A 20,388-nucleotide genomic window follows, 5' to 3' on the forward strand; every position below is an offset into this window, starting at 1 on the left:
GTACTGGCGCCTGGATGAAATGGCGGGCGTGGCCAAACAGGCGGTGGCTCCTCCGCAGGCCCCGGTGGTGGCGCCGGCACCCGTGGCGCCGGTTGCACCGGCTGTACGCGCTGAAGCCAATGTGGAAAGCCGGGCTCCGGCAAAACCCGCGACGCCGCGCTATGAACCTATTCAGGCTGATGAAGTGGCTGCTTTCAAGCAAGCCCTGGTTGCTGCATCGGCGCAGGGCCCCGCAACTCCACCGGAAAAAGGGGTCAAGGTCCACAGCGGGCCGCGCTCGTACACGTTGTTGACTGGCTTTGAAGACACGGAAATGCCGCCGGAATTCAATACTTCGCCAGCGCTAAGCAGCACGCAATACGGCGATCTCAACTAAGCCAGGTTGCCTTGAGATATTCGATAAACAGGCCGTAAGCCCAATAAACATGAGCGCAAGCAGCTATAGATTTTATAGCAAAGCTGCTTTTCGCCTGGCGGGCTTCAAGCCCGGGATTTGCGGCTCAATGTCCCGAAAAATCAATCAAAGTGAACAGTGGCAGCCCCGCTGCCTGCAGTTTTTCTGACCCGCCGAGCTCGGGCAAATCAACAATCGCCGCTCCCTCGGTGACGGTAGCGCCCAGTTTTTCCAGCAGCCGTTTGCCGGCCATCATGGTGCCACCCGTCGCGATCAAATCGTCGATCAGCAATACCCGGTCACCCGGCTTGACGGCATCGGTGTGCAATTCCACGGTGGCGCTTCCATACTCGAGCTCATAGGTTTCCTGCACGGTTGTGAACGGCAGCTTGCCTTTTTTGCGAATCGGGACAAAGCCAACGTTCAACTCGTAGGCGACGACAGCGCCCAGGATGAACCCGCGCGCATCCAGCCCCGCCACCATGTCCGGCCGGAGGCTGCCGTCCATGTAGCGGTGCACAAAAGTGTCGATCAGCACGCGGAAAACCTTGGGGTTTTGCAGCAACGGCGTGATGTCCCGAAACTGCACGCCAGGCGCGGGCCAATCAGGCACCGTGCGGATATGGTTTTTCAGGTATTGGCTGACGGTCTGGTGAGTAAGGTTGTGCAGATCAGGCATGGTCATCCAGGATGGGTAGGGTTGGTTGTCCGTATTGTGCCGCCAGTACTTGCGACGAAAGCTTGAACACCGGCAAAACGTCCTCACCACCTCACCAATGCCCAGTTTCTGCTGCAAGCGCTGACGAAGCGTTGGCAATGTCATGGGGCCGCGCTCTTTGCGGCGGAGCGGGGTTGACCTTCGCAGCCAGCTGTTCAGGCGATGCGGCCGCGCAGGAGTTTTTCTTCTGCCATTGCCAACGCTTCGGGCTTGCCGGACAGTACCAGCGTATCACCGCCCTCCAGCAAGGTTTCCTCATTCGCAGGCACTGCCTTGCCATTGCCGCGTCGCAGGCTGACCACCCGCACACCGCCGCCCCCCAGTGCCAACGCGCTCAGGGGCTTGCCTGCAGCCCGGGCGCCCAGCGGCAAGGTGACGTTGGACAGGCGCTCCTGTTCCAGCTCGTTGACCGTGTCGTCGTCGGCGCCGCGAAAATAGCCGCGCAGCAGGTTATAGCGGGCGTCGCGCTGGTCCTGCACGACACGGATCACGCGGCGCATCGGCACGCCCACCAGGGCGAGTGCGTGGCTGGCCAGCATCAGGCTGCCTTCGATGGCTTCGGGCACAACCTCTGTTGCGCCGGCTGCCTGGAGTTTTTCCAGGTCATGGTCGTCCACCGTACGCACAATCACCGGTACCGTTGGCGCGTGGGCGCGTGTATTGGCCAGCACTTTGAGCGCGCTGGGTGTGTCCAGGTAAGTCACCACCACTGCGCTGGCGCGGGCCAGGCCTGCGGCCATCAGCGCCTGGAGCCGCACGGCATCGCCAAACACGACCGAGTCGCCTGCAGCTGCGGCCTGCCTTACCCGGTCTGGGTCCAGGTCAAGCGCCATGTACTGGATGCCTTCGCGTTCCAGCATGTGGCCCAGGTTCTGGCCGCAGCGGCCGTAGCCGCAAATGATCACGTGCTTGTTGGCATTGATGGACTTGCGCGCAATGGTGGTCATCTGCAGTGACTGCTGCAACCACTCGCTCGAAACCAGCTTCATCACAATGCGATTGCTGTACATGATGATGAATGGCGTCGCCAGCATGGACAGCACCATGCTGGCCAGAATGGGGTTTAACAGTGCGGGGGGCACCAGGTTGCTTTGCTGGGCCAGCGTGAGCAGCACAAAGCCGAATTCGCCCGCCTGGGCAAGGTACAGGCCGGTGCGCAGCGATACGCCGGCTGTTGCACCCAGCGAACGCGCCAGCGCGGTAACCAGCACCAGCTTGAAGAGTACAGGCAAGGTCGTCAGCAACAGCACCAGCGGCCATCGTTCCAGCACCAGCCGCCAATCCAGCAGCATGCCGATGCTGATGAAGAAGAGGCCCAGCAAGACATCGTGAAAGGGCCGGATGTCGGTTTCAACCTGGTGTTTGTATTCCGTCTCGGAAATCAGCATGCCGGCGATAAAGGCGCCCAGTGCCAGGCTCAGCCCGGCGCGTTCAGTCAGCCAGGCCAGCGCCAGCGTTACCAGCAGGAGGTTCAACACAAAGAGTTCTTCACTCTTGCGGCGGGCAACCAGGGTCAGCCACCAGCGCATGATGCGTTGCCCGCCGGTGAGCAACAAGCCAACCAGCAGGGCTGCTTTCAGTCCTGCGATGGCCAGCGCCATAAACAAGGTATCAGCAGGTGCCCCCAACGCCGGAATCAGCACCAGCAACGGTACAACGGCCAAGTCCTGAAACAGCAGCACGCCCATGACGCGCTTGCCGTGTTCGGACTCGAGTTCAAGCCGCTCCGATAGCAGCTTGACCACAATGGCGGTGCTGCTCATGGCGATGGCGCCGGACAGCGCCAGCGCAGTCTGCCAGCCCATCTTCCAGAGACCGGGGGCCATGCTGGCCAGGAACAGCGAACCCACCGTGGCCAGCACGATGGTCAGGGTAACCTGCAGCAGGCCAAGGCCGAAGACGTGGCGGCGCATGGAGCGCAGCTTGGGCAAATTGAATTCGAGCCCGATTACAAACATCAAAAACACCACGCCGAACTCACCCAGATGCCGGACACCGTCGGAATTTTGTGCCAGCGCCAATGCATTGGGCCCAATGACCACGCCGACGGCCAGGTAACCAAGCATGGGCGGCAGTTTGAGCGAGCGGCACGCGACCACGCCCAGCACGGCAGCCAGCAGGTACAACAAGGTCAGTTCAAGCGCGCTCATGCGCTGATGGTAGCCGAGGATATTGCAGGGCCAAGGCGATTTGCAGGTGGCAATTGCTCATCGACGCGACGATGTGCCGGCAGGAGGGGTTTGCCCGCCTCTATAGAATGCAGCCATGAGCCTTGACGCCGTGAATTTTGATGCCGAACAGGCGCTGAGCCTTGCCAGGAAGACTTTTGAAATAGAAGCCGCCGCAGTGCTCGGCCTGGCGGGACGGTTGGGCAGCGAGTTTGCCCAGGCTGTCGCACTGATGCTGGAATGCCGTGGTCGCGTGGTTGTCATGGGCATGGGAAAAAGCGGCCATATCGGCCGGAAAGTTGCCGCCACGCTCGCCTCCACCGGAACGCCTGCCATGTTCGTGCATCCGGCTGAGGCCAGCCACGGCGACCTGGGCATGATCAAGGCCATCGATGTGGTGCTCGCGATCTCCAACAGCGGGGAGAGTGCCGAGTTGACGATGATCCTGCCGGTGTTGAGCCGTCAGGGCGTCCCGATGGTGGCCATTACCGGGGGCATGCAGTCCACACTTGCCCGGCATGCACGGGTGACGCTCGACAGCAGCGTGGCGCAGGAAGCCTGTCCGCTTAACCTGGCACCCACTGCCAGCACAACCGCGCAGCTCGCCCTGGGTGATGCGCTGGCCGTGGCCCTGCTGGATGCGCGCGGTTTCAGGGAAGAAGATTTTGCCCGTTCCCACCCCGGAGGCGCGCTCGGCCGGAAGCTGCTGACGCACGTCCGGGATGTGATGCGCAGCGGCGACGCCGTTCCGCAGGTGCAGGTCGGCACCAGCTTTACCGACCTTATGCGTGAAATGAGCGCCAAGGGACTTGGAGCCTCCGCCGTGGTGGATGGCACCGGGCGAGTGCTGGGTATATTTACCGATGGCGACTTGCGCCGCCTGGTTGAAAAAGGCGCGGATCTGCGCAGCAGCAAGGCTGGTGACGTGATGCATGCCAATCCGCGCACGATACAGCCGGACTCGCTGGCCGTCGAGGCCGTTGCGCTGATGGAGCAGTATCGGATCACCAGCGTGCTGGTTGTGGACGGCGAAGGGGTGTTGTGCGGGGCGCTGAATACGAACGACCTGATGCGCGCCAAAGTAATATGACCTTTGCCTGCGTTATTGGGCCTGCGGCGAAACGATAAATAGATGGCTACTCCGACACTGAGCTTTCCGCCTGAAACGCTGTTGCGCGCGCAAGGCGTCAAGGTGGCTTTTTTTGACGTGGATGGCGTGCTCACGGATGGGGGCCTGTATTTTTCCGAGTACCCCGACGGTCATGAGCTTGCCTCCGCGTCCGGTGGTTACCGGGCCTCCGGTGAGATCCTCAAGCGCTTCAACACGCTGGATGGCCACGGCCTCAAGCTGCTTCAGAAAGCCGGTATTACCCCCGCCGTCATCACCGGGCGCGATAGCCATGTGCTGCGCGCGCGTTTGCAGGCGCTCGGTGTTACACACGCCCATTTCGGCACGGAGGACAAGCGCCCCGCCGCCGAGCTCATACTGGATGCCCTGGGTTTGGACTGGAGCGCTGCTGCGGCCATGGGTGACGACTGGCCTGACCTGCCTGTGATGTCCCGTGTGGCATTCAGTTGCGCGCCAGTCAATGCGCACGCAGAGGTTCGTGTGCTTGCCCATCACGTGACCCAATCGCCGGGCGGCCACGGCGCGGCACGCGAGTTTTGTGATGTGCTGCTGGTTGCCAGCGGGCGCTATGCCGGGCTGCTCCAGGAGTACACGCAATGAGCACCGCGGCGGTCAAGCGGGATGGTGCTATCGGGCATATGAGGAACCTGTGGCGGCGTTTTCTGCGCGTCTGGGACAGCATGGCCATTTACATGCCGCTGGTGATGATGGGCGTGTTGGCGCTCGGTACCTACTGGCTTGTGCGTAATACGCCGATCTTCAGCACACCGGAGGTGGCCAAAGAGGCCAGCCATGACGTGGACTACTTCATGCGCAAGTTCACGGTCAAGACTTTTGACGAAGGGGGCCAGCTCAAGAGCGAAATCTACGGAGCCGAGGCCCGGCATTTCGCCGACACCGACATTCTGGAAATTGACCAGGTTCGTATCCGCAGCATTGGTGTGGAAAAGCGTATCACGACGGCGACCGCCAACCGGGCCTACACCAACGGTGATGGGTCGGAAGTGCAGTTGACCGGTAACGCTGTGGTGGTCAGGGAAGCAAGCCAGGATGCAAGCGGCAAGGAAACACCGCGCATGGAATTTCGCGGCGAATTCCTTCACGCCTTCCTGAATGAAGAGCGTGTGAAGTCACACAAGCCGGTTTTGCTGATTCGCGGCACGGACCAGTTCACGGGTGACACCTTTGCCTATGACAACCTCGACCAGGTGGCCGACCTCAAAGGGCGTGTTCACGGCATCCTTGTCCCGCGTTCGGCTGCCAGCGCTGCGGGTGCCGGCACCTTACCGGTCCTCACGCCAGCAGCGCCTGCCAGGCCGGCGAGCAACGCACCGTCGCCCCGCTAGCGCGGCGTTCCTCAACCAAAGGCTGCCATCATGTCCAGACTCGTATTCATCACCGGTGCTTCCAGCGGCATCGGGCAGGCATTGGCACTGCGGTTCTATTCCGCAGGCTACCGCCTGGCACTGGTTGCACGCAGAACCGCCGAGGTCCAGGCTTGGTCGGAGGCCAATGGCATCAGTGCGGGCCGCTACCAGATCTACGGTGCCGATGTATCCGACATCGACAGCATCGTATCCGCCGGCGAGGCCTGCATCACGGCCCAAGGCGTGCCCGACGTGGTGATTGCGAACGCGGGTATCAGTATCGGCATGGACTCCGCCGTGCGTTCAGACCTCAAGGTCATGGCCCAGACTTTTGCGACCAACAACATTGGTGTTGCGGCCACCTTTCACCCATTTATATCCGGCATGGTGTCGCGAGGCACCGGCACACTGGTCGGCATTGGCAGCGTGGCGGGCATACGGGGCCTTCCTGGCCACGGCGCCTATTGCGCAAGCAAGGCTGCGGTTATCAGCTATTGCGAAAGTCTGCGTGGCGAGCTGCGTCCCAGCGGCGTGAAAGTGGTGACGATTTGCCCTGGCTACATCGACACGCCGCTGACCCGCGAAAACCGCTACGCCATGCCGTTTTTGATGAAGGCCGACACCTTTGCCGAAAAAGCATTCGCCACCATCCAGGCTGGGCGTAGCTACCGGGTGATTCCCTGGCAAATGGGTGTGGTGGCCAAGCTGTTGCGCTTGTTGCCCAATACGGTGTTCGACAAGGCTTTGTCTGGCCGCGCACGCAAACACCGCCAGGGCGAAAGCTGAGGGATGGATGCCTTGCGTTCTGCGCTATCAAAACAGGAGCTGCTTGCGCCCGTGAATTTGGGCGCTACAAAGCAAAAAGGCCCCAGAACCGAAGTTCTGAAGCCTTTTTAGCGCCTTCAACCAGTGGTTGAAGAGGGGGTTATGCAGGGCTTAGTAGCCGCCGCGTCCACCACCACCGCCGCCACCGGAACGGCCACCGCCGCTACCGCCGCCGCCGTAGGGGCTACGGAAACCGCCATCACTGCCGCCGCCACCGGAACGGCCACCGCCGCCACCATAGCCGCCGCCGCCGGAGCGATCACCGCCGCCGCCACCGTAGCCGCCACCACCGCCGCCGCCGAAGCCGCCGCTACGTGGAGGACGTGCCTCCATGGGACGTGCTTCGTTCACGACAACGCTACGGCCGCCCAGAGGCTGGCCGTTCATGCCGTTGATAGCTGCCTGGGCTTCTGCATCGCTGCCCATTTCGACAAAGCCAAAGCCTTTGGAGCGACCGGTGTCGCGTTCCATCATGACTTTAGCGCTGGTAACAGCGCCGAATTGGCCAAAAGATTGTTGCAGGTCTTCGTCACGCACCGAGTAAGGCAGGTTGCCGACGTATAGTTTGTTGCCCATGAAGGGACTCCTCTAAAACACAAAAACAAAAGCGATGGGGTCCCGAAAGCACAACAAATCTTGATACGTACCGCTGTAGCGCGCGAAACTGACCGATCACCTAACGTGTGCGAATAGTGACATTCGCACCAGCATATTATGCGTCAGTTATCAAAAAGACAACCAACTAGCGTTACTACCTAGTGCCCCGCAGCCCGCATAAACAGGGGCTCTCCGGGCTTGTTTACGATTTGGCTGCCAGCGTGTCGGCTGCCGGCGCGGCTGCAAAAGGTAATCCAAAGCACTTCTTATTGAAGATGGCTCAATGAAATACCGGCGGTGAAATTTTGGCGCCGCCTATGCTGGCGCTCAGAAACAAGGTTTATAAATGTCCTGAATTTATGGCCTTTATTAATAAGTTAGCACCTACTGCCATTGCTGTGTCGCTTCAAAAATGGGAACGGACGGGGAAAAGCCGTGTCCTGCATCTACCGCGTGATCGCCGCGAACCAGCTAATCCAGGATGCGCTCATTAAAGCCATAAGCAGGAGGCTTGGCGCGTGCGTGGAAGGCAAATAGTTACACAAAATTGCAATGATTCATCCCGCAGCGCGTCCGTTCGCTGAACGTATCGCCGTGTTCGCCTGCTGGCAGGCCATTACTTGGGCCGGGTATCGGGCGGCAATCCAGTAGAACCAGTCTCAGCAAGATCCGAATAGTTGCGCCACTGCTTCATCGCGGCACGCATGGTCAGGATCTGGTTCTCAAACTTCGGGCAGGCATCGCAAGCCAGGAGATGCAGCTTGAGCGCAAGATGGTCGGGCAAACGCAGGGTCTGGTCTTCCCGCGCGATCAGCAAGGCCGCAGCCTCTCGGCAAGTGCGTCTTAACAGGGTAATGCGGGGTTTCACGTGAAGGGACCGTATCAAGTGCTGTGTTTGCCAAACCAGTGGATATTCAGGCATTCCTGCAGGCGCAGGCGAGCCCGGTGCAACTGGACATAAAGGTTAGTCGGTGTGAGGGAAAGTTCCTTACAGACTTCCTGCGAGGAAAGCTCCAGCCACTCACGCATCAGGAACAGCCGTCCCAGTGCAGGCGGCAAGCGCTCCAGGCATGCGTCCAGTACCTGAAAGAACTGAACCTGCTGCAGGGTCTGGTCCGGATTGCCCCAGTCGTTAGGCTGCTCGGTGAAATGCCCATCGGCCTGGAAAGAAAGCCGGTCGAGCTCGTCACCGTCTTCCTCGCCGCGGGTATCCGGCACTGCCACCATGCGTGCATTGCTGCGGATCAGGTCAATGACCTTGTGCTTGAGAATGCCCACGAGCCACGTCTTGAGCTGGGAGCGGTTGCCGAAGGACTGCGGTTTGGACAACGCCGCCAGCAGTGTTTCCGACACGGCGTCCTCGGCCCATTCATCGTTGCGCAATTGCAGGCGCGCAAAGCGAAGGAGGTAGACGCGGTGTTCAACCAGCTGCTCTTCAAAGGTAACCATGGCAGAAGTCTAGCGGCAGGTGTGGCATCGTGCGTCGGTACACGGCGAAATTTTTGCCTGAGGCCGAAGCCGGTGCGCAGGAGAATGAAAACCGGCTGTAGCCCAATACCAGCAAGCGCCAGCAGCTATTAAATAAATAGCAAGAGCTGCGTGTGCTACCAGTTGACTTCGCGGTCGGGTGTGGCCCCGATGCGGTGGACAGACAAATCGGCGCCTTCAAATTCTTCTTCCTGGCTTAGACGGAGGCCCACTGTGGACCTCAAAATCCCATAAACAGCCAGGCCTGCCAGCGACGCCCAGGCCACACCCATTGCGCTGCCTATCAGCTGGGCGCCAAAGCTCACCCCTCCCAGGCCACCCAGCGCCTGGCTGCCGAAAAGGCCGGCCGCGATGCCGCCCCACAGGCCGCACAGCCCATGCAGCGGCCAGACGCCCAGCACGTCGTCAATTTTCCATTTGTTCTGCGTCAGTGTGAACATCACCACAAACACGCCACCGGCGATGCCGCCTGTTACCAGCGCGCCCAGCGGGTGCATCAGGTCTGAGCCTGCGCACACAGCCACCAAACCCGCCAGCGGGCCGTTGTGCACAAACCCCGGATCGTTTTTGCCGAAGGCCAGCGCTGCCAGCGTTCCGCCGACCATGGCCATCAGCGAATTGACGGCGACCAGGCCGGAGATTTTGTCGATGGTTTGCGCGCTCATCACGTTGAAGCCGAACCAGCCCACCGTCARWATCCAGGCACCCAGCGCCAGAAAAGGAATGTTSGAAGGCGGRTGSGCCGACACGGCGCCGTCCTTGCGGTATCGGTTGCTGCGCGCGCCCAGCARAATCACCGCCGGCAATGCGAGCCAGCCGCCCACCGCATGGACCACGATGGAACCCGCGAAATCATGGAACTCGGCACCGGTCAGCGCCTTGATCCAGGCCTGCACGCCGAAGTGCTGGTTCCAGACAATCCCCTCGAAGAATGGATACACGAAGCCCACAATGACGGCTGTGGCGATGAGCTGCGGATAAAAGCGCGCCCGCTCGGCGATGCCGCCTGAAATAATCGCCGGGATCGCTGCGGCAAAGGTCAGCAGGAAGAAGAACTTGACCAGTTCATAACCATTCCTGGCGGCCAGCTGTTCTGCGCCGACAAAGAAATGCGTGCCGTAGGCCACACCATAGCCCACCACGAAATACACGACGGTGGACACCGAGAAGTCCACCAGGATTTTGACCAGGGCATTGACCTGGTTCTTCTTGCGAACCGTGCCCAGTTCCAGAAAGGCAAAACCGGCATGCATGGCCAGCACCATGATGCCGCCCAGGAGGATGAACAAGGCATCTGAGCCCTGTTTTAGTGCTTCCATAAGTCCCTCTTGTGATGAAAATGCTGTTTATTGGTGCGATTTCCTAGAAAATCCCGAAATCGCACCAAAGACAAGCAAGAAATGCGCCCCAATCGTGCGGGATGGTGGTCGCGCGCACCATTTCAGCCGGAGCGCCCCTTTAGCTACGCACATATAATGGGGTCTGTCATTGGGGAGTAGCCAGCCTTTCAATCCTGAAAGGGGCTTGCGTCAACAGACTTGTTCCTGCGGAACATGGCGCAAGCGGTCTTCGGATCACGCGAGACCTTTGACTGCACAGCCTCCGCTTCAGGCCGGGGATGCCGTGCAGTCATGGGTTTTGTCCGGCCGGAGTCTTTTGAATGGAAGCTTTCCTCGTCTCCACGGGCATCGTCGCCCTCGCCGAAATGGGCGACAAGACGCAACTCCTGGCACTCGTACTCGCGGCCCGCTTCAAAAAGCCCTGGCCCATCGTCGCGGGCATCCTGATCGCTACCCTGGTCAATCACGCGCTGGCCGGCGCCGCCGGCGCTTGGGTCACCACCCTGATCGGGCCGCAAATGCTGCGCTGGATCTTGGGTGCCTCGTTCCTCGCCATGGCAGCCTGGATGCTGGTGCCCGACAGGCTCGACGCGCAAGAGGATGAAAAGCCGCCGCGCTACGGTGTGTTCTTCACCACCGTGCTGGTGTTCTTCCTGGCCGAGATGGGTGACAAGACACAGATCGCCACCGTCATGCTGGCCGCACGCTACGACGCCATCGCCAGCGTGGTCGCCGGTACCACCCTGGGCATGATGCTGGCCAATGCCCCGGTGGTCTGGCTGGGCGAGCGCGTGACGCGCCTGGTGCCACTGCGTGCCGTGCATATTGTCTCGGCGCTGATCTTTGCCGGGCTTGGGCTGGCAGCGCTGCTGATCAAGGCCTGAGCGGATGCATACAGAATTCTTAAACCCAGCATGAGACGCGGAACCGGCTTTGCCGGGCCGCAGGCGGGCGGCCCCCTCGGGGGGCAGGGAGTGACACGAAGTGCGCGACCGTGGAGGTATACTTCTTTCAGCGCCGATTTGCTCAGCTTGCGGGCGCTTAAAAAGTACAGCTAAAGACGACCTCCAGAAACCCGGACTCGCTTTAGCGATGCCGGGTTTTTTGTTTTGCAGGTGATTCCTTGACACTTATTGCCACCCCGCTCAGCATGCATTTTGTCGACGCGCTGCCGCTGCAGAGCGGCGCTTCGATACGCGCCTACGACCTGAGTTATGAAACCTATGGCGAACTCAACGCCGACAAATCCAACGCCGTCCTGATTTGCCACGCGCTCAATGCCTCACACCATGTGGCAGGCGTGTACCTGGACGCGCAGGGCCAGCCCATTGCCAAATCCGAAGGCTGGTGGGACACCATGATTGGCCCTGGCAAGCCAGTCGACACTGACCGCTTCTTCGTCATCGGTGTCAACAATTTAGGCTCCTGCTTCGGCTCCACCGGCCCCATGCAGCCCAATCCCGATACACAAGAGCTCTACGGCGCCGACTTCCCCGTCGTCACGGTGCAGGACTGGGTCAGCGCGCAAGCCCGCCTGCTCGACCGCCTGGGCATACAGACCCTGGCGGCCGTGATGGGCGGCAGCCTGGGCGGCATGCAGGCCCTGGCCTGGACGCTGCAATACCCGGACCGCGTGCGCCACGCCGTGGTGGTGGCCAGCGCGCCCAACCTTACCGCGGAAAACATCGCATTCAACGAAGTGGCCCGCCGTGCCATCGTGACCGACCCCGATTTCCACGGCGGCCATTTCTACCGCCACGGTGTGTTGCCTAAACGCGGCCTGCGCATCGCCCGCATGATCGGCCACATCACCTACCTGAGCGACGACGTGATGAATGAAAAATTCGGACGGCAGCTCAGGCAGGTGATTACCAACGTGGGCGCCAGTTTCTCCGCCGGGCCGCCCCAAGGAGAAAGCGTCCCCTCGGGGGGCAGCGCAGTACGCGAAGCGACAAGCGTGGGAGCTTATAAGTACACCACGCAGGACATCGAGTTCGAAATCGAAAGTTATCTACGCTACCAGGGCGACAAGTTCAGCGAATATTTTGACGCCAACACCTATCTGCTGATCACGCGGGCGCTCGACTACTTTGACCCCGCCCGTGCCTACGGCGGCAGCCTCACCAAGGCGCTGGCCCATGTGACGGCCAAGTTCCTGCTGGTGAGCTTCACCACCGACTGGCGCTTTTCCCCCGCGCGCAGCCGTGAAATCGTCAAGGCCCTGCTCGACAACCAGCGCGACGTGAGCTACGCCGAAATCGACGCGCCACACGGTCATGACGCGTTTTTGCTGGAGGATGAGCGCTATCTGGGTGTGGTGCGTTCCTACTTCCAGAGCAAGGTGGCCGCATGAATATCCCTGTCGAACTTAACGTGCCGCCTTCGCCCGACCTGCTATCGATCGCACGGCTGGTGCCGAATGGCTCCCGTGTGCTGGACCTGGGCTGCGGTACCGGCGAAATGCTCGACTACCTGATCCGCGAGCGCGGCTGTTCGGGCTACGGCGTGGAGATCAACGACGCCAACGTGCAGGCCTGCGTGGCGCGCGGCGTCAACGTTATCCAGCTCAACCTCGAAGAAGGCCTGGCGCTGTTCGGCGACAGCTCGTTCGATGTCGTGCTACAAATCGACACCCTGCAGCATCTGCACAATGCTGAAACCATGCTGCGCGAAACCGCGCGCGTGGGCCGTGCCGGCATCGTCGTGTTCCCCAATTTCGGCCATTGGCCGAATCGTCTGGCGGTTGCACGAGGCCGTATGCCCGTGACCAAGGTGCTGCCCTACCAGTGGTATGACACGCCGAACATTCGCGTCGGCACGCTACAGGACTTCGAAGCGCTGGCGCTGCAGAACCAGCTGGAGATCCTCGAGTCCTTCGGCCTGCAGGACGGCCGCGAAGTCCGCTTCTGGCCGAATGCCCGCGCCAGCCGCGCGGTGTTCAAGTTCAAGCGTGAGTAGCGCTGGCGCTGTCTGATCGCTAACGCGGCTTCGGCCAAAAGCAGAACCCGCAATTCCGCGCAATTCCGAATGGGTCGACCGAAATTCTGACCGGCACCGCGCGCCTTCAAATCGTGCTGGGGCATATTGCGACGTTTTCAGTACAAACGCAGCGCCCCTCTTGTAACGTTCATCACGTTGTGAGATGATTGCTTCATGACTGACTGGTTGATCCTTACCGCAACACTGCCGACCACCCCAAGTGGCCTGCGAGTCCGGGTGTGGCGCGCACTCAAAGCCACAGGAGCGGGCACGCTTCGGGAGGGGGTCTATGTCCTTCCGGCCACCGCGCCCTCCGCCCTAGCCCTCCGGGAACTCGCCAAGACCATTGCCGACGCTGGCGCAGACGCCTACCTGCTCGAATTGCGCGCGCGCGATGACGCCCAGGAACAGGCGTTCCGCGCCCTGTTCGACCGCTCCGAGCACTATGCGGAACTCGTGCAGGCCGTGAAGGATGCTCGCAAGAGTATTAGGGAGGCCAGCGAAGCGGAGCTCCACAAAACACTGCGCAGCCTTGAGCAGCAATTGCAGCAGGTCCAGGCAAGTGATTTCTTCCCGGGCAAGGAGAGCGCAGGGTGTGTTGAGGCCGTCTCGGCTTTGCGGCGTGAGATTGAACTGCACCTCTCGCCGGACGAGCCCTCGCCTACCAAGGCCGTTGTCCCCGCGCTTTCGATCAAGGACTACCAGGGCCGCACCTGGGCCACCCGCAAGCGCCCCTGGGTAGACCGCCTGGCCACAGCCTGGCTGGTCAGTCGCTTCATCGACAAATCCCCCAACTTCATCTGGCTGGCGGATCCGAAGAAGTACCCCAAACAGGCACTCGGCTACGACTTCGACGGAGCGGCTTTCACGCACGTGGGTGAGCTGGTGACCTTCGAGGTCGTCGCCAGGAGCTTCGGCCTTGACGAGAAGCCCGCCCTGGCGCGGCTTGGGCAGCTCGTGCATTACATCGACGTCGGAGGCGTTCCGCTCGACGAAGCGCCGGGCATCGAAATGATCGTTCGTGGCTTGCAAGCGCAGCACGCGGACGACGACCAGTTGCTTGAGGCGGCTTTCGCTTTTTTTGACACCCTGCATGCCGCTTTGAAGGCCGCCAAATGACCACTGATACCGCCGACCAGACAGCGCCCCAGCCCATCACCCGCGGGGAAGCACTCTCCTTCTGGCTGAAGCTGGGCTTTATCAGCTTCGGCGGGCCCGCAGGGCAGATTGCCATCATGCACGAGGAGCTCGTGGAGCGCCGGCGCTGGATCTCCGAGAACCGGTTCCTGCACGCCCTGAACTACTGCATGGTGCTGCCCGGCCCGGAGGCGCAGCAACTCGCAACCTACATTGGGTGGTTGATGCACCGGACGTGGGGCGGCATTGTCGCCGGCGGGCTGTTCGTTCTGCCGTCGTTGTTCCTCCTGGTTGCGTTGTCCTGGGTCTACATGGCTTTCGGCCATGTCCCGGCCATCTCGGGCCTGTTCTACGGCATCAAGCCCGCGGTCACCGCACTGGTCGTGCATGCCGCGTACCGGGTGGGTTCCCGCGCCCTGAAAAACGGCTGGTTATGGGGCATCGCGGCCGCGGCGTTTATTTCCATCTTTGCATTCAACGTACCGTTCCCGTTGATCGTGCTCGCGGCGGGCACCATCGGCTACTTCGGCGGGAAGTACGCACCCGACAAGTTCAAGACCGGCGGCCATGGCGCTTCCGCCAAGCAGTTCGGCCCGGCCCTGATCGATGACCACACGCCCACGCCCGCCCATGCGCTCTTCACCTGGAAGCGTGTCAGGCAAGTGCTGGTCGTCTGCCTGGGCCTGTGGGCGGCCGTCATTGCGGCACTTACTGCGGCATACGGCTGGGACGCGGTGCTCACGCAGATGGCGTGGTTCTTCACCAAGGCTGCGCTGCTGACCTTTGGCGGCGCCTATGCGGTGCTGCCCTACGTCTACCAGGGCGCGGTGGACAACTACCAATGGCTCACCGGCCTGCAGATGATCGACGGCCTGGCGCTCGGCGAGACCACGCCCGGTCCGCTGATCATGGTCGTCGCGTTCGTCGGCTTCGTCGGTGGCTGGACCAAGGCCATCTTCGGCCCCGAATCTCTGTTCCTGGCCGGTGCAGCTGCGGCGACCGTGGTCACCTTCTTCACCTTTTTGCCGTCGTTCTTCTTCATCCTGCTCGGCGGGCCTTTCATCGAGTCCACGCACGGCAACCTGAAGTTCACGGCCCCGCTGACCGGCATCACAGCTGCCGTGGTGGGCGTGATTTTGAACCTCGCGGTGTTCTTTGCCTACCACGTGCTCTGGCCGCAAGGCCTCTCGGGCCGCTTCGAGTGGGCCTCAGCCGTCATTGGAGTAGCGGCCGCCGTGGCGCTGTTCCGCTTCAAGGTTGGCGTCATTCCCGTCGTGCTGGTCTCCGGCGTCGTCGGGCTGGCGCTGCGGCTCAGCAACATTATTTAAAGATGGCACCCATGGACGCTCGAATTCACGATCTCTCCTTCGACCCTGCCGGCATGAACGGCCTTTCGGAGAAGCTGCTGCGCAGCCACCACCAAAACAACTACAGTGGCGCCGTCAAGCGGCTGAACGCCATCCGAGCCCGGTTGCGGGAGATGCCTTTCGCGACCGCAGCCGGCTTCGATCTGAATGGGCTCAAGCGGGAAGAACTCATCGCCACCAACTCGATGTTGCTGCACGAGCTGTACTTCGACTGCCTGGGTACCACCGGCGAGCCGCTGACACCGGCAGCGGTGCTTGCGCTGCAATCGAACTTCGGCAGCGTTGAACGATGGCGCGAGGAGTTCGTCGCCATGGGCAAGGCCCTGGCCGGTGGTTCCGGCTGGGTGCTGCTGGTATTCCAGCCGCGCGATGGAACCCTTGTGAACCAGTGGGCCGCGGACCACACGCACGCGGTGGCGGGTGGCATCCCCATCCTGGCGCTCGACATGTACGAGCACGCCTACCACCTGGATTTCGGCGCGGCCGCTGGCCAGTATGTCGACGCCTTCATGGAGAACATCAACTGGACGCGCGTGTACGAGCGCTACCAGGCCGCGGTGGAGGCTTCAAGCGAGCCGTTCGCCGCCACTGCGGACGATCTCGCCGGCGCCCATATTCTGGATGTCCGGCGGGCAGGCGTCTTCGACCAGGCGGATGCTCTCATCCCCGGCGCCGAGTGGCGAGACCCGGCTCACGTGAACGACTGGTCGGCGCAGCTGCCCAAGGACAAGCCCGTGATGGTTTATTGCGTTTACGGACACGAGGTCGGGCGATCCACCACCATGCGCCTGCGTGCCGCAGGGGTCAATGCCAGATTCCTGAGCGGCGGCATTGACGGCTGGAAAGCCGCAGGTCGGCCGCTCGCGACAAAGCAGACCTGAGGCGTGATCCATGGACGTGATCGACTTTCACTGCCACTTCGCCGGAACGTGCATTCCGGTCGATGCGTCCAGAGGCAATCCACCTGCCCAGAAGGAATTCTGGGACGGCGTAAGCAGGCGGCTGACGCAAGAAGATGCATTGCTTGCCTCGCTGCGGACGGCCGGCGTGACGGGCCGCGTTATCAACACGTCGCTCGAGTTCGTCTTGGCCCCAGGTGAGGAAGCGGATCTTGACACCATCCGAAAAATCAATGACTCGATGGCAGAGGTGACGCACCGCCACAGTGGTGTGTTGCACGGACTTGCCACCGTAGACGCCTACCGTGGTGAGGAGTCAGGCCGCGAATTGACGCGAGCCGTCAAGGAACTGGGCCTGAAAGGCGTGTTCATCGAAAGCGCAAAGGGAGATCTGTTGCCCGATGCGCCGGAGGCCAGGGCGACCTTTCTTGCGGCATCGGAGCTGGACGTCCCCGTCTTCCTGCATCCGGTGCCGGATGCGGCTCTGCGCCAGAAGTTCGGGCGCACAGGAAAGTTCAGCGAACGTCTTTCGCGCAGCGCGATCAACAGCGCCGCACTGCTTGCGATGGTGCACGCCGGCATGTTCGAAGAGATGCCCCACCTGAACGTGGTCGTCACTGCGCTTGCGCTTGGCGGCTTGATGGTCGGGGAATGCCTGGCGGATGGCGCGCGGATCGGCAAACACGCGTCGCCGCGGCGCAACGTCTACATCGACTCGACGGGCACGCACCCGGTCATGCTGCGTGCGGCCATCGACCTCGTCGGGGCGGACCATGTCGTTACCGGCACGGATTGGCCCGTGGTCACTGAAACGGATCTGCCGGCCCGGCTCAAAAGCCTGTTCGACCAGTGCGGCCTGGGCGAAGCCGACCGGGAGCTGATCGCCAGCGGAAATGCGCGGCGCTTGCTGCACGCGTAAGCCCTTCAAGGAGCTGATCATGTCCAGACCTTCCGTCGCATTGCTCTACCCCGGCGATCGCGCCATGCGGGACCGCGCGGATCCCGCTGAAAGCCGCTTTGCCGCCTTGTTCGAGGCGTTTGCGAGCGCCGGAGTCACCGCCGTCCCGGCCGTGTACAACGACGCCTTCGCCGAGGAAGTGGAGGCACAGTTGCGCGACTGCCGCCTTGCGCTGACCTGGTGCAACCCCATCGAAGGCGGACGAAGGCGGGATGTCCTGGACGCCATGCTGCGGCGGGTTGCCGACTCGGGGGTTGTGGTCAGCGCGCACCCCGAGACCATCCTGAAGCTGGGAACCAAAGACGTCTTGTTCCACACGCGCGATCTCCCGTTCGGCAGCGACGTTTGCCGGATCGAAAGCCTCAAACAGCTTGAGGCCGAATTGCCGGAACGGCTCCGCCAGGGCCCACGGGTGCTCAAGCAATACCGGGGACACAGCGGGATCGGTGTCTGGCGTGTGGAACTGGAGAGCCCCACCGGCACACCCGCATGCCTGCGTGTGCGCCACGCCCAGCGTGGCGGTGACGAGGAGCTGATGGAGCTTCCGGCGCTTCTGGCAAGACTGGCTCCGTACTTCGAGCCGACGAATGGCGGGCACATGATCGACCAGGCATGGCAAGCGCGCTTGGTGGAAGGCATGGTGCGCGCCTACCTGGTGGAGGATCGCGTCGAGGGGTTTGGGCACCAGTCGGTGAACGCGCTCTACCCTTCCAGGCCTGGGGAGCCGGCACCGTCGTCCGGCCCGAGGCTCTACTACGCCGCCGATCTCCCGCAGTTCCAGTTTCTGAAAGAACGGCTTGAGACCGGGTGGGTCGAGTTGCTTCGCGCACGCGTCGGCCTTTCTAGCGAGCAGCTTCCCTTCCTCTGGGATTGCGACTTCATGTTCGGTGAGCCCCTTGCCGATGGCTCTGAGCGCTTTGTGCTTTGCGAGATCAACGTCAGCAGCGTAGCGCCGTTCCCGGACTCCGCAATTCAGCCACTGGTTTTGGCTGTGCAACGTCGTCTGGAGCGGATTTGACCCAGGTGATCGCGGCTTCGGCCTCGGCGTGCCTGCTGCTGCGCCTGCCCGTCCTGGCTTGAACGGCATGCTCGCCGTGCTCGCCGGGAGCGGTCCTCACGCCCGGCGCGGTATGCTCAAGCCTTCGTGATGGAACCCTCAGCCGCCCACGCACCCCGGTCATCGATTCCGCTCCTGGAGCGCCTGTTCGGCGACTGGGTGCGCGAGGTCTCGCTCGCCACCGTGCGGGCCGACGCGATGGCCGGCCTGCTGGGCGCGGTGCTGGTGCTGCCGCAAGGCATTGCCTTCGCGACGCTGGCCGGCCTGCCGCCGGCCTACGGCCTTTACACCGCCGTGATTCCCTGCATCATCGCTGCGCTGTTCGGCTCCAGCCGGCACGTTATGTCGGGCCCTACCAACGCCAACTCTCTGGCCCTGTTCGCCATGCTCTCGCCGCTGGCCATGGCTTTCAGCCCGCTCTATATCCAGCTCGCGCTGGCCGTCACCGTGATGGTCGGCGTCATGCAGTGGCTGATAGGCGCGCTGCGCCTGGGCGTACTGGCCAACTTCATCTCCCCGGCCGTGCTCTTCGGCTTTACATCCGGCGCGGCGCTACTGATCGGCGTGCACGCGCTGCCCGACCTGCTGGGCCTGGCACCCGCGCCCGAACACAGCGCCGCCGCCGTGCTGGGGCACGTGCTCACGCATCTGGGTGCCGCCCAGCCGCTGGCGCTGGGCATCGCCGCCATCACGCTGGCCGTGGCGCTGCTGCTGCGCCGTCTGCGCCGCAACTGGCCTTACATGCTGATCGGTTTGGTGGTGGCCACCGCGCTGGCCTGGGCATGGAGCCGTTTCCTGCACCCGGAAGCCACGCCGTCGGCCTCGCTGCGAACTGTCGGGCAGATCCCTGTGCCCTGGCCGCGCTTTGAAGTGCCGCGCATCAGCTGGGCGCAGGCGGCCGACCTCATCGGCCTGGCCTTCGCGCTGACCATCGTCGCGCTGGGCCAGGCGATTTCAATTGCCAAGACCGTGGCGCTGCGCTCGGGCCAGCGCATAGATGCCAACCGCGAATTCCGCGGCCAGGGCCTGTCCAACATCGTCGGCGGGTTTTTCTCGAGCTATGTCTCCTGCGGCTCCATGAACCGCTCCATGCCCAATCTGGAAGCCGGTGCGCGCACGCCGCTGGCCTCTGTATTTTCGGCCCTGCTGCTGCTGGCGCTGGTGGCGGTCAGCGCGCCGTTGCTGGCGCAGATTCCCATGGCCGCGCTGGCGGCGCTGCTGGTGCTGGTGGCCCTCGCACTGCTCGACGCCGCGCGCTGGCGCCAGCTCTTCACTTTGAGCCGCAGCGATTTCGGCGTGGCGCTGGCCACCATGATGGCCACGGTCACCATACGGCTGGAGATTGCGATCCTGCTGGGCATGATTTTGTCGCTGATGTCCTTCCTCTACCGCACGTCCAAGCCCGCCATGCGCACCATGGGTTTTGACAGCCGCGGGCTGGACCGCCAGTTCGTGGTGATAGACAACTCGCCCGACGCGGGGCTGGAAGCCAAAAAAAATGCGAGCACTGATCGGCCCGAAGAAACGCCACGCGAAGTACTGCCTGAGTGCCCGCAACTCAAGCTGCTGCGCATGGAGGGCGAGGTCTACTTCGGCGCGACCCAGCACGTGGCCGACATCCTGCACGCACTGCGCACCCAGCCCCAGCCGCAAAAACACCTGCTGGTCATGGGCAAGAGCATGAACTTCATCGACCTGGCCGGCGCCGAGCTGTGGGAGGCCGAACTGGCCGCGCGTCGCGCCATGGGCGGTGACCTGTACTTTCACCGGCCGCGTCCCGAAGTCATCCGTATGTGGCGCAAGACCGGGTTCACCAGCGTGCTCGGCACGGAACACCAGTTCCCTGACAAGTTCACTGCGATCTCCACCATCTTCAACAAGCTGGACCCTGAAATTTGCCGGCGTTGCACCGCGCGGATATTCTGGGAATGCAAAACCGCACCCGGCCCCGACACTCCCGCCTGA

At 62.3% G+C, this 20,388-nt stretch carries 19 protein-coding genes, 1 pseudogene and 1 riboswitch; of the genes and pseudogenes, 14 read left to right on the forward strand and 6 right to left on the reverse strand.

The genetic code is table 11. From position 1 onward, the window contains the following. Positions 1-376, forward strand: a pseudogene (locus AC1D0Z_RS03550) (hypothetical protein); the annotation flags it as partial. 124 nt (positions 377-500) lie between these two features. On the opposite strand, the gene AC1D0Z_RS03555 reads toward AC1D0Z_RS03550, so the two are convergent. Continuing rightward, positions 501-1,073 (reverse strand): adenine phosphoribosyltransferase, encoded by a 573-nt coding sequence (locus AC1D0Z_RS03555; RefSeq protein ID WP_477656909.1) that lies wholly within the window; start codon positions 1,071-1,073, stop codon positions 501-503. Positions 1,074-1,267: 194 nt separating this feature from the next. Next, positions 1,268-3,262 (reverse strand): monovalent cation:proton antiporter family protein, encoded by a 1,995-nt coding sequence (locus AC1D0Z_RS03560; RefSeq protein ID WP_477656864.1) that lies wholly within the window; start codon positions 3,260-3,262, stop codon positions 1,268-1,270. 115 nt (positions 3,263-3,377) lie between these two features. On the opposite strand from AC1D0Z_RS03560, the gene AC1D0Z_RS03565 reads away from it, so the two are divergent. From AC1D0Z_RS03565 to AC1D0Z_RS03580, 4 genes are read left to right on the forward strand one after another with little or no spacing between them, the layout of a single operon-like run. Continuing rightward, on the forward strand, positions 3,378-4,370 hold the full coding sequence (locus AC1D0Z_RS03565; protein ID WP_477656865.1) for a KpsF/GutQ family sugar-phosphate isomerase: 993 nt from the start codon (positions 3,378-3,380) through the stop codon (positions 4,368-4,370). A gap of 42 nt (positions 4,371-4,412) precedes the next feature. After that, positions 4,413-5,009: a KdsC family phosphatase gene (locus AC1D0Z_RS03570; protein WP_477656866.1), complete on the forward strand. Its 597-nt coding sequence runs from the start codon at positions 4,413-4,415 to the stop codon at positions 5,007-5,009. Next, complete coding sequence (gene lptC / locus AC1D0Z_RS03575) at positions 5,006-5,755, forward strand: LPS export ABC transporter periplasmic protein LptC (RefSeq protein WP_477656867.1); 750 nt, start codon at positions 5,006-5,008, stop codon at positions 5,753-5,755. The genes AC1D0Z_RS03570 and lptC overlap by 4 nt, the downstream gene beginning before the upstream one ends. Before the next feature lie 30 nt (positions 5,756-5,785). Next, positions 5,786-6,562 carry an SDR family oxidoreductase gene (locus tag AC1D0Z_RS03580; protein ID WP_477656868.1) on the forward strand — a complete coding sequence of 259 codons (777 nt, stop codon included), beginning with the start codon at positions 5,786-5,788 and terminating at the stop codon, positions 6,560-6,562. A gap of 150 nt (positions 6,563-6,712) precedes the next feature. On the opposite strand, the gene AC1D0Z_RS03585 is transcribed toward AC1D0Z_RS03580, so the two are convergent. The 4 genes from AC1D0Z_RS03585 to AC1D0Z_RS03600 all read right to left on the reverse strand — a co-directional run bounded on the left by AC1D0Z_RS03585 (position 6,713) and on the right by AC1D0Z_RS03600 (position 10,005). After that, on the reverse strand, positions 6,713-7,177 hold the full coding sequence (locus AC1D0Z_RS03585; protein WP_477656869.1) for an RNA recognition motif domain-containing protein: 465 nt from the start codon (positions 7,175-7,177) through the stop codon (positions 6,713-6,715). A gap of 637 nt (positions 7,178-7,814) precedes the next feature. Further along, positions 7,815-8,066, reverse strand: a complete 252-nt coding sequence (locus AC1D0Z_RS03590; RefSeq protein ID WP_477656870.1) for an anti-sigma factor family protein — start codon at positions 8,064-8,066, stop codon at positions 7,815-7,817. A 14-nt stretch (positions 8,067-8,080) separates the two neighbouring features. Then, the gene (locus AC1D0Z_RS03595; protein ID WP_477656871.1) at positions 8,081-8,647 is read right to left on the reverse strand and encodes a sigma-70 family RNA polymerase sigma factor; all 567 of its coding nucleotides are present in this window, start codon (positions 8,645-8,647) and stop codon (positions 8,081-8,083) included. 155 nt (positions 8,648-8,802) lie between these two features. Continuing rightward, positions 8,803-10,005, reverse strand: a complete 1,203-nt coding sequence (locus AC1D0Z_RS03600; protein WP_477656872.1) for an ammonium transporter — start codon at positions 10,003-10,005, stop codon at positions 8,803-8,805. Between the two features lie 150 nt (positions 10,006-10,155). Beyond that, positions 10,156-10,342, forward strand: a riboswitch (yybP-ykoY riboswitch). A 4-nt stretch (positions 10,343-10,346) separates the two neighbouring features. On the opposite strand from AC1D0Z_RS03600, the gene AC1D0Z_RS03605 reads away from it, so the two are divergent. The 9 genes from AC1D0Z_RS03605 (at position 10,347) to AC1D0Z_RS03645 (ending at position 20,388) form a co-directional block, all read left to right on the forward strand. Next, positions 10,347-10,910 carry a TMEM165/GDT1 family protein gene (locus tag AC1D0Z_RS03605; protein WP_477656873.1) on the forward strand — a complete coding sequence of 188 codons (564 nt, stop codon included), beginning with the start codon at positions 10,347-10,349 and terminating at the stop codon, positions 10,908-10,910. A gap of 239 nt (positions 10,911-11,149) precedes the next feature. Beyond that, positions 11,150-12,379: a homoserine O-acetyltransferase MetX gene (gene metX / locus AC1D0Z_RS03610; RefSeq protein WP_477656874.1), complete on the forward strand. Its 1,230-nt coding sequence runs from the start codon at positions 11,150-11,152 to the stop codon at positions 12,377-12,379. Beyond that, complete coding sequence (metW, locus tag AC1D0Z_RS03615) at positions 12,376-12,984, forward strand: methionine biosynthesis protein MetW (protein WP_477656875.1); 609 nt, start codon at positions 12,376-12,378, stop codon at positions 12,982-12,984. The genes metX and metW overlap by 4 nt, the downstream gene beginning before the upstream one ends. A 195-nt stretch (positions 12,985-13,179) precedes the next feature. Continuing rightward, positions 13,180-14,124: a chromate resistance protein ChrB domain-containing protein gene (locus tag AC1D0Z_RS03620; RefSeq protein ID WP_477656876.1), complete on the forward strand. Its 945-nt coding sequence runs from the start codon at positions 13,180-13,182 to the stop codon at positions 14,122-14,124. Beyond that, on the forward strand, positions 14,121-15,470 hold the full coding sequence (chrA, locus tag AC1D0Z_RS03625) for a chromate efflux transporter (protein WP_477656877.1): 1,350 nt from the start codon (positions 14,121-14,123) through the stop codon (positions 15,468-15,470). Before AC1D0Z_RS03620 ends, chrA begins: the two co-directional genes overlap by 4 nt. A gap of 11 nt (positions 15,471-15,481) precedes the next feature. Next, positions 15,482-16,390, forward strand: a complete 909-nt coding sequence (locus AC1D0Z_RS03630; protein ID WP_477656878.1) for a Fe-Mn family superoxide dismutase — start codon at positions 15,482-15,484, stop codon at positions 16,388-16,390. A 10-nt stretch (positions 16,391-16,400) separates the two neighbouring features. Beyond that, a complete protein-coding gene (locus AC1D0Z_RS03635; RefSeq protein ID WP_477656879.1) occupies positions 16,401-17,327 on the forward strand; it encodes an amidohydrolase family protein in 927 nt (308 codons plus the stop codon). A gap of 19 nt (positions 17,328-17,346) precedes the next feature. After that, positions 17,347-18,384, forward strand: a complete 1,038-nt coding sequence (locus AC1D0Z_RS03640) for a Cj0069 family protein (protein ID WP_477656880.1) — start codon at positions 17,347-17,349, stop codon at positions 18,382-18,384. Between the two features lie 129 nt (positions 18,385-18,513). Beyond that, positions 18,514-20,388 (forward strand): SulP family inorganic anion transporter, encoded by a 1,875-nt coding sequence (locus AC1D0Z_RS03645; RefSeq protein WP_477656881.1) that lies wholly within the window; start codon positions 18,514-18,516, stop codon positions 20,386-20,388.

Source organism: Polaromonas sp. P1_E3 (assembly GCF_056405935.1).

Excerpts from the sequence above, each read along its gene's own strand:
- AC1D0Z_RS03565 (WP_477656865.1), top strand. The coding sequence starts at position 3,378 with ATGAGCCTTGACGCCGTGAATTTTGATGCCGAACAGGCGCTGAGCCTT.
- AC1D0Z_RS03570 (WP_477656866.1), top strand. The coding sequence starts at position 4,413 with ATGGCTACTCCGACACTGAGCTTTCCGCCTGAAACGCTGTTGCGCGCG.
- lptC (WP_477656867.1), top strand. The coding sequence starts at position 5,006 with ATGAGCACCGCGGCGGTCAAGCGGGATGGTGCTATCGGGCATATGAGG.
- AC1D0Z_RS03630 (WP_477656878.1), top strand. The coding sequence starts at position 15,482 with ATGGACGCTCGAATTCACGATCTCTCCTTCGACCCTGCCGGCATGAAC.
- AC1D0Z_RS03580 (WP_477656868.1), top strand. The coding sequence starts at position 5,786 with ATGTCCAGACTCGTATTCATCACCGGTGCTTCCAGCGGCATCGGGCAG.
- AC1D0Z_RS03635 (WP_477656879.1), top strand. The coding sequence starts at position 16,401 with ATGGACGTGATCGACTTTCACTGCCACTTCGCCGGAACGTGCATTCCG.
- chrA (WP_477656877.1), top strand. The coding sequence starts at position 14,121 with ATGACCACTGATACCGCCGACCAGACAGCGCCCCAGCCCATCACCCGC.
- AC1D0Z_RS03555 (WP_477656909.1), bottom strand. The coding sequence starts at position 1,073 with ATGCCTGATCTGCACAACCTTACTCACCAGACCGTCAGCCAATACCTG.
- AC1D0Z_RS03620 (WP_477656876.1), top strand. The coding sequence starts at position 13,180 with ATGACTGACTGGTTGATCCTTACCGCAACACTGCCGACCACCCCAAGT.
- AC1D0Z_RS03645 (WP_477656881.1), top strand. The coding sequence starts at position 18,514 with ATGGAACCCTCAGCCGCCCACGCACCCCGGTCATCGATTCCGCTCCTG.
- AC1D0Z_RS03595 (WP_477656871.1), bottom strand. The coding sequence starts at position 8,647 with ATGGTTACCTTTGAAGAGCAGCTGGTTGAACACCGCGTCTACCTCCTT.
- metW (WP_477656875.1), top strand. The coding sequence starts at position 12,376 with ATGAATATCCCTGTCGAACTTAACGTGCCGCCTTCGCCCGACCTGCTA.
- AC1D0Z_RS03585 (WP_477656869.1), bottom strand. The coding sequence starts at position 7,177 with ATGGGCAACAAACTATACGTCGGCAACCTGCCTTACTCGGTGCGTGAC.
- AC1D0Z_RS03605 (WP_477656873.1), top strand. The coding sequence starts at position 10,347 with ATGGAAGCTTTCCTCGTCTCCACGGGCATCGTCGCCCTCGCCGAAATG.
- AC1D0Z_RS03640 (WP_477656880.1), top strand. The coding sequence starts at position 17,347 with ATGTCCAGACCTTCCGTCGCATTGCTCTACCCCGGCGATCGCGCCATG.
- AC1D0Z_RS03560 (WP_477656864.1), bottom strand. The coding sequence starts at position 3,262 with ATGAGCGCGCTTGAACTGACCTTGTTGTACCTGCTGGCTGCCGTGCTG.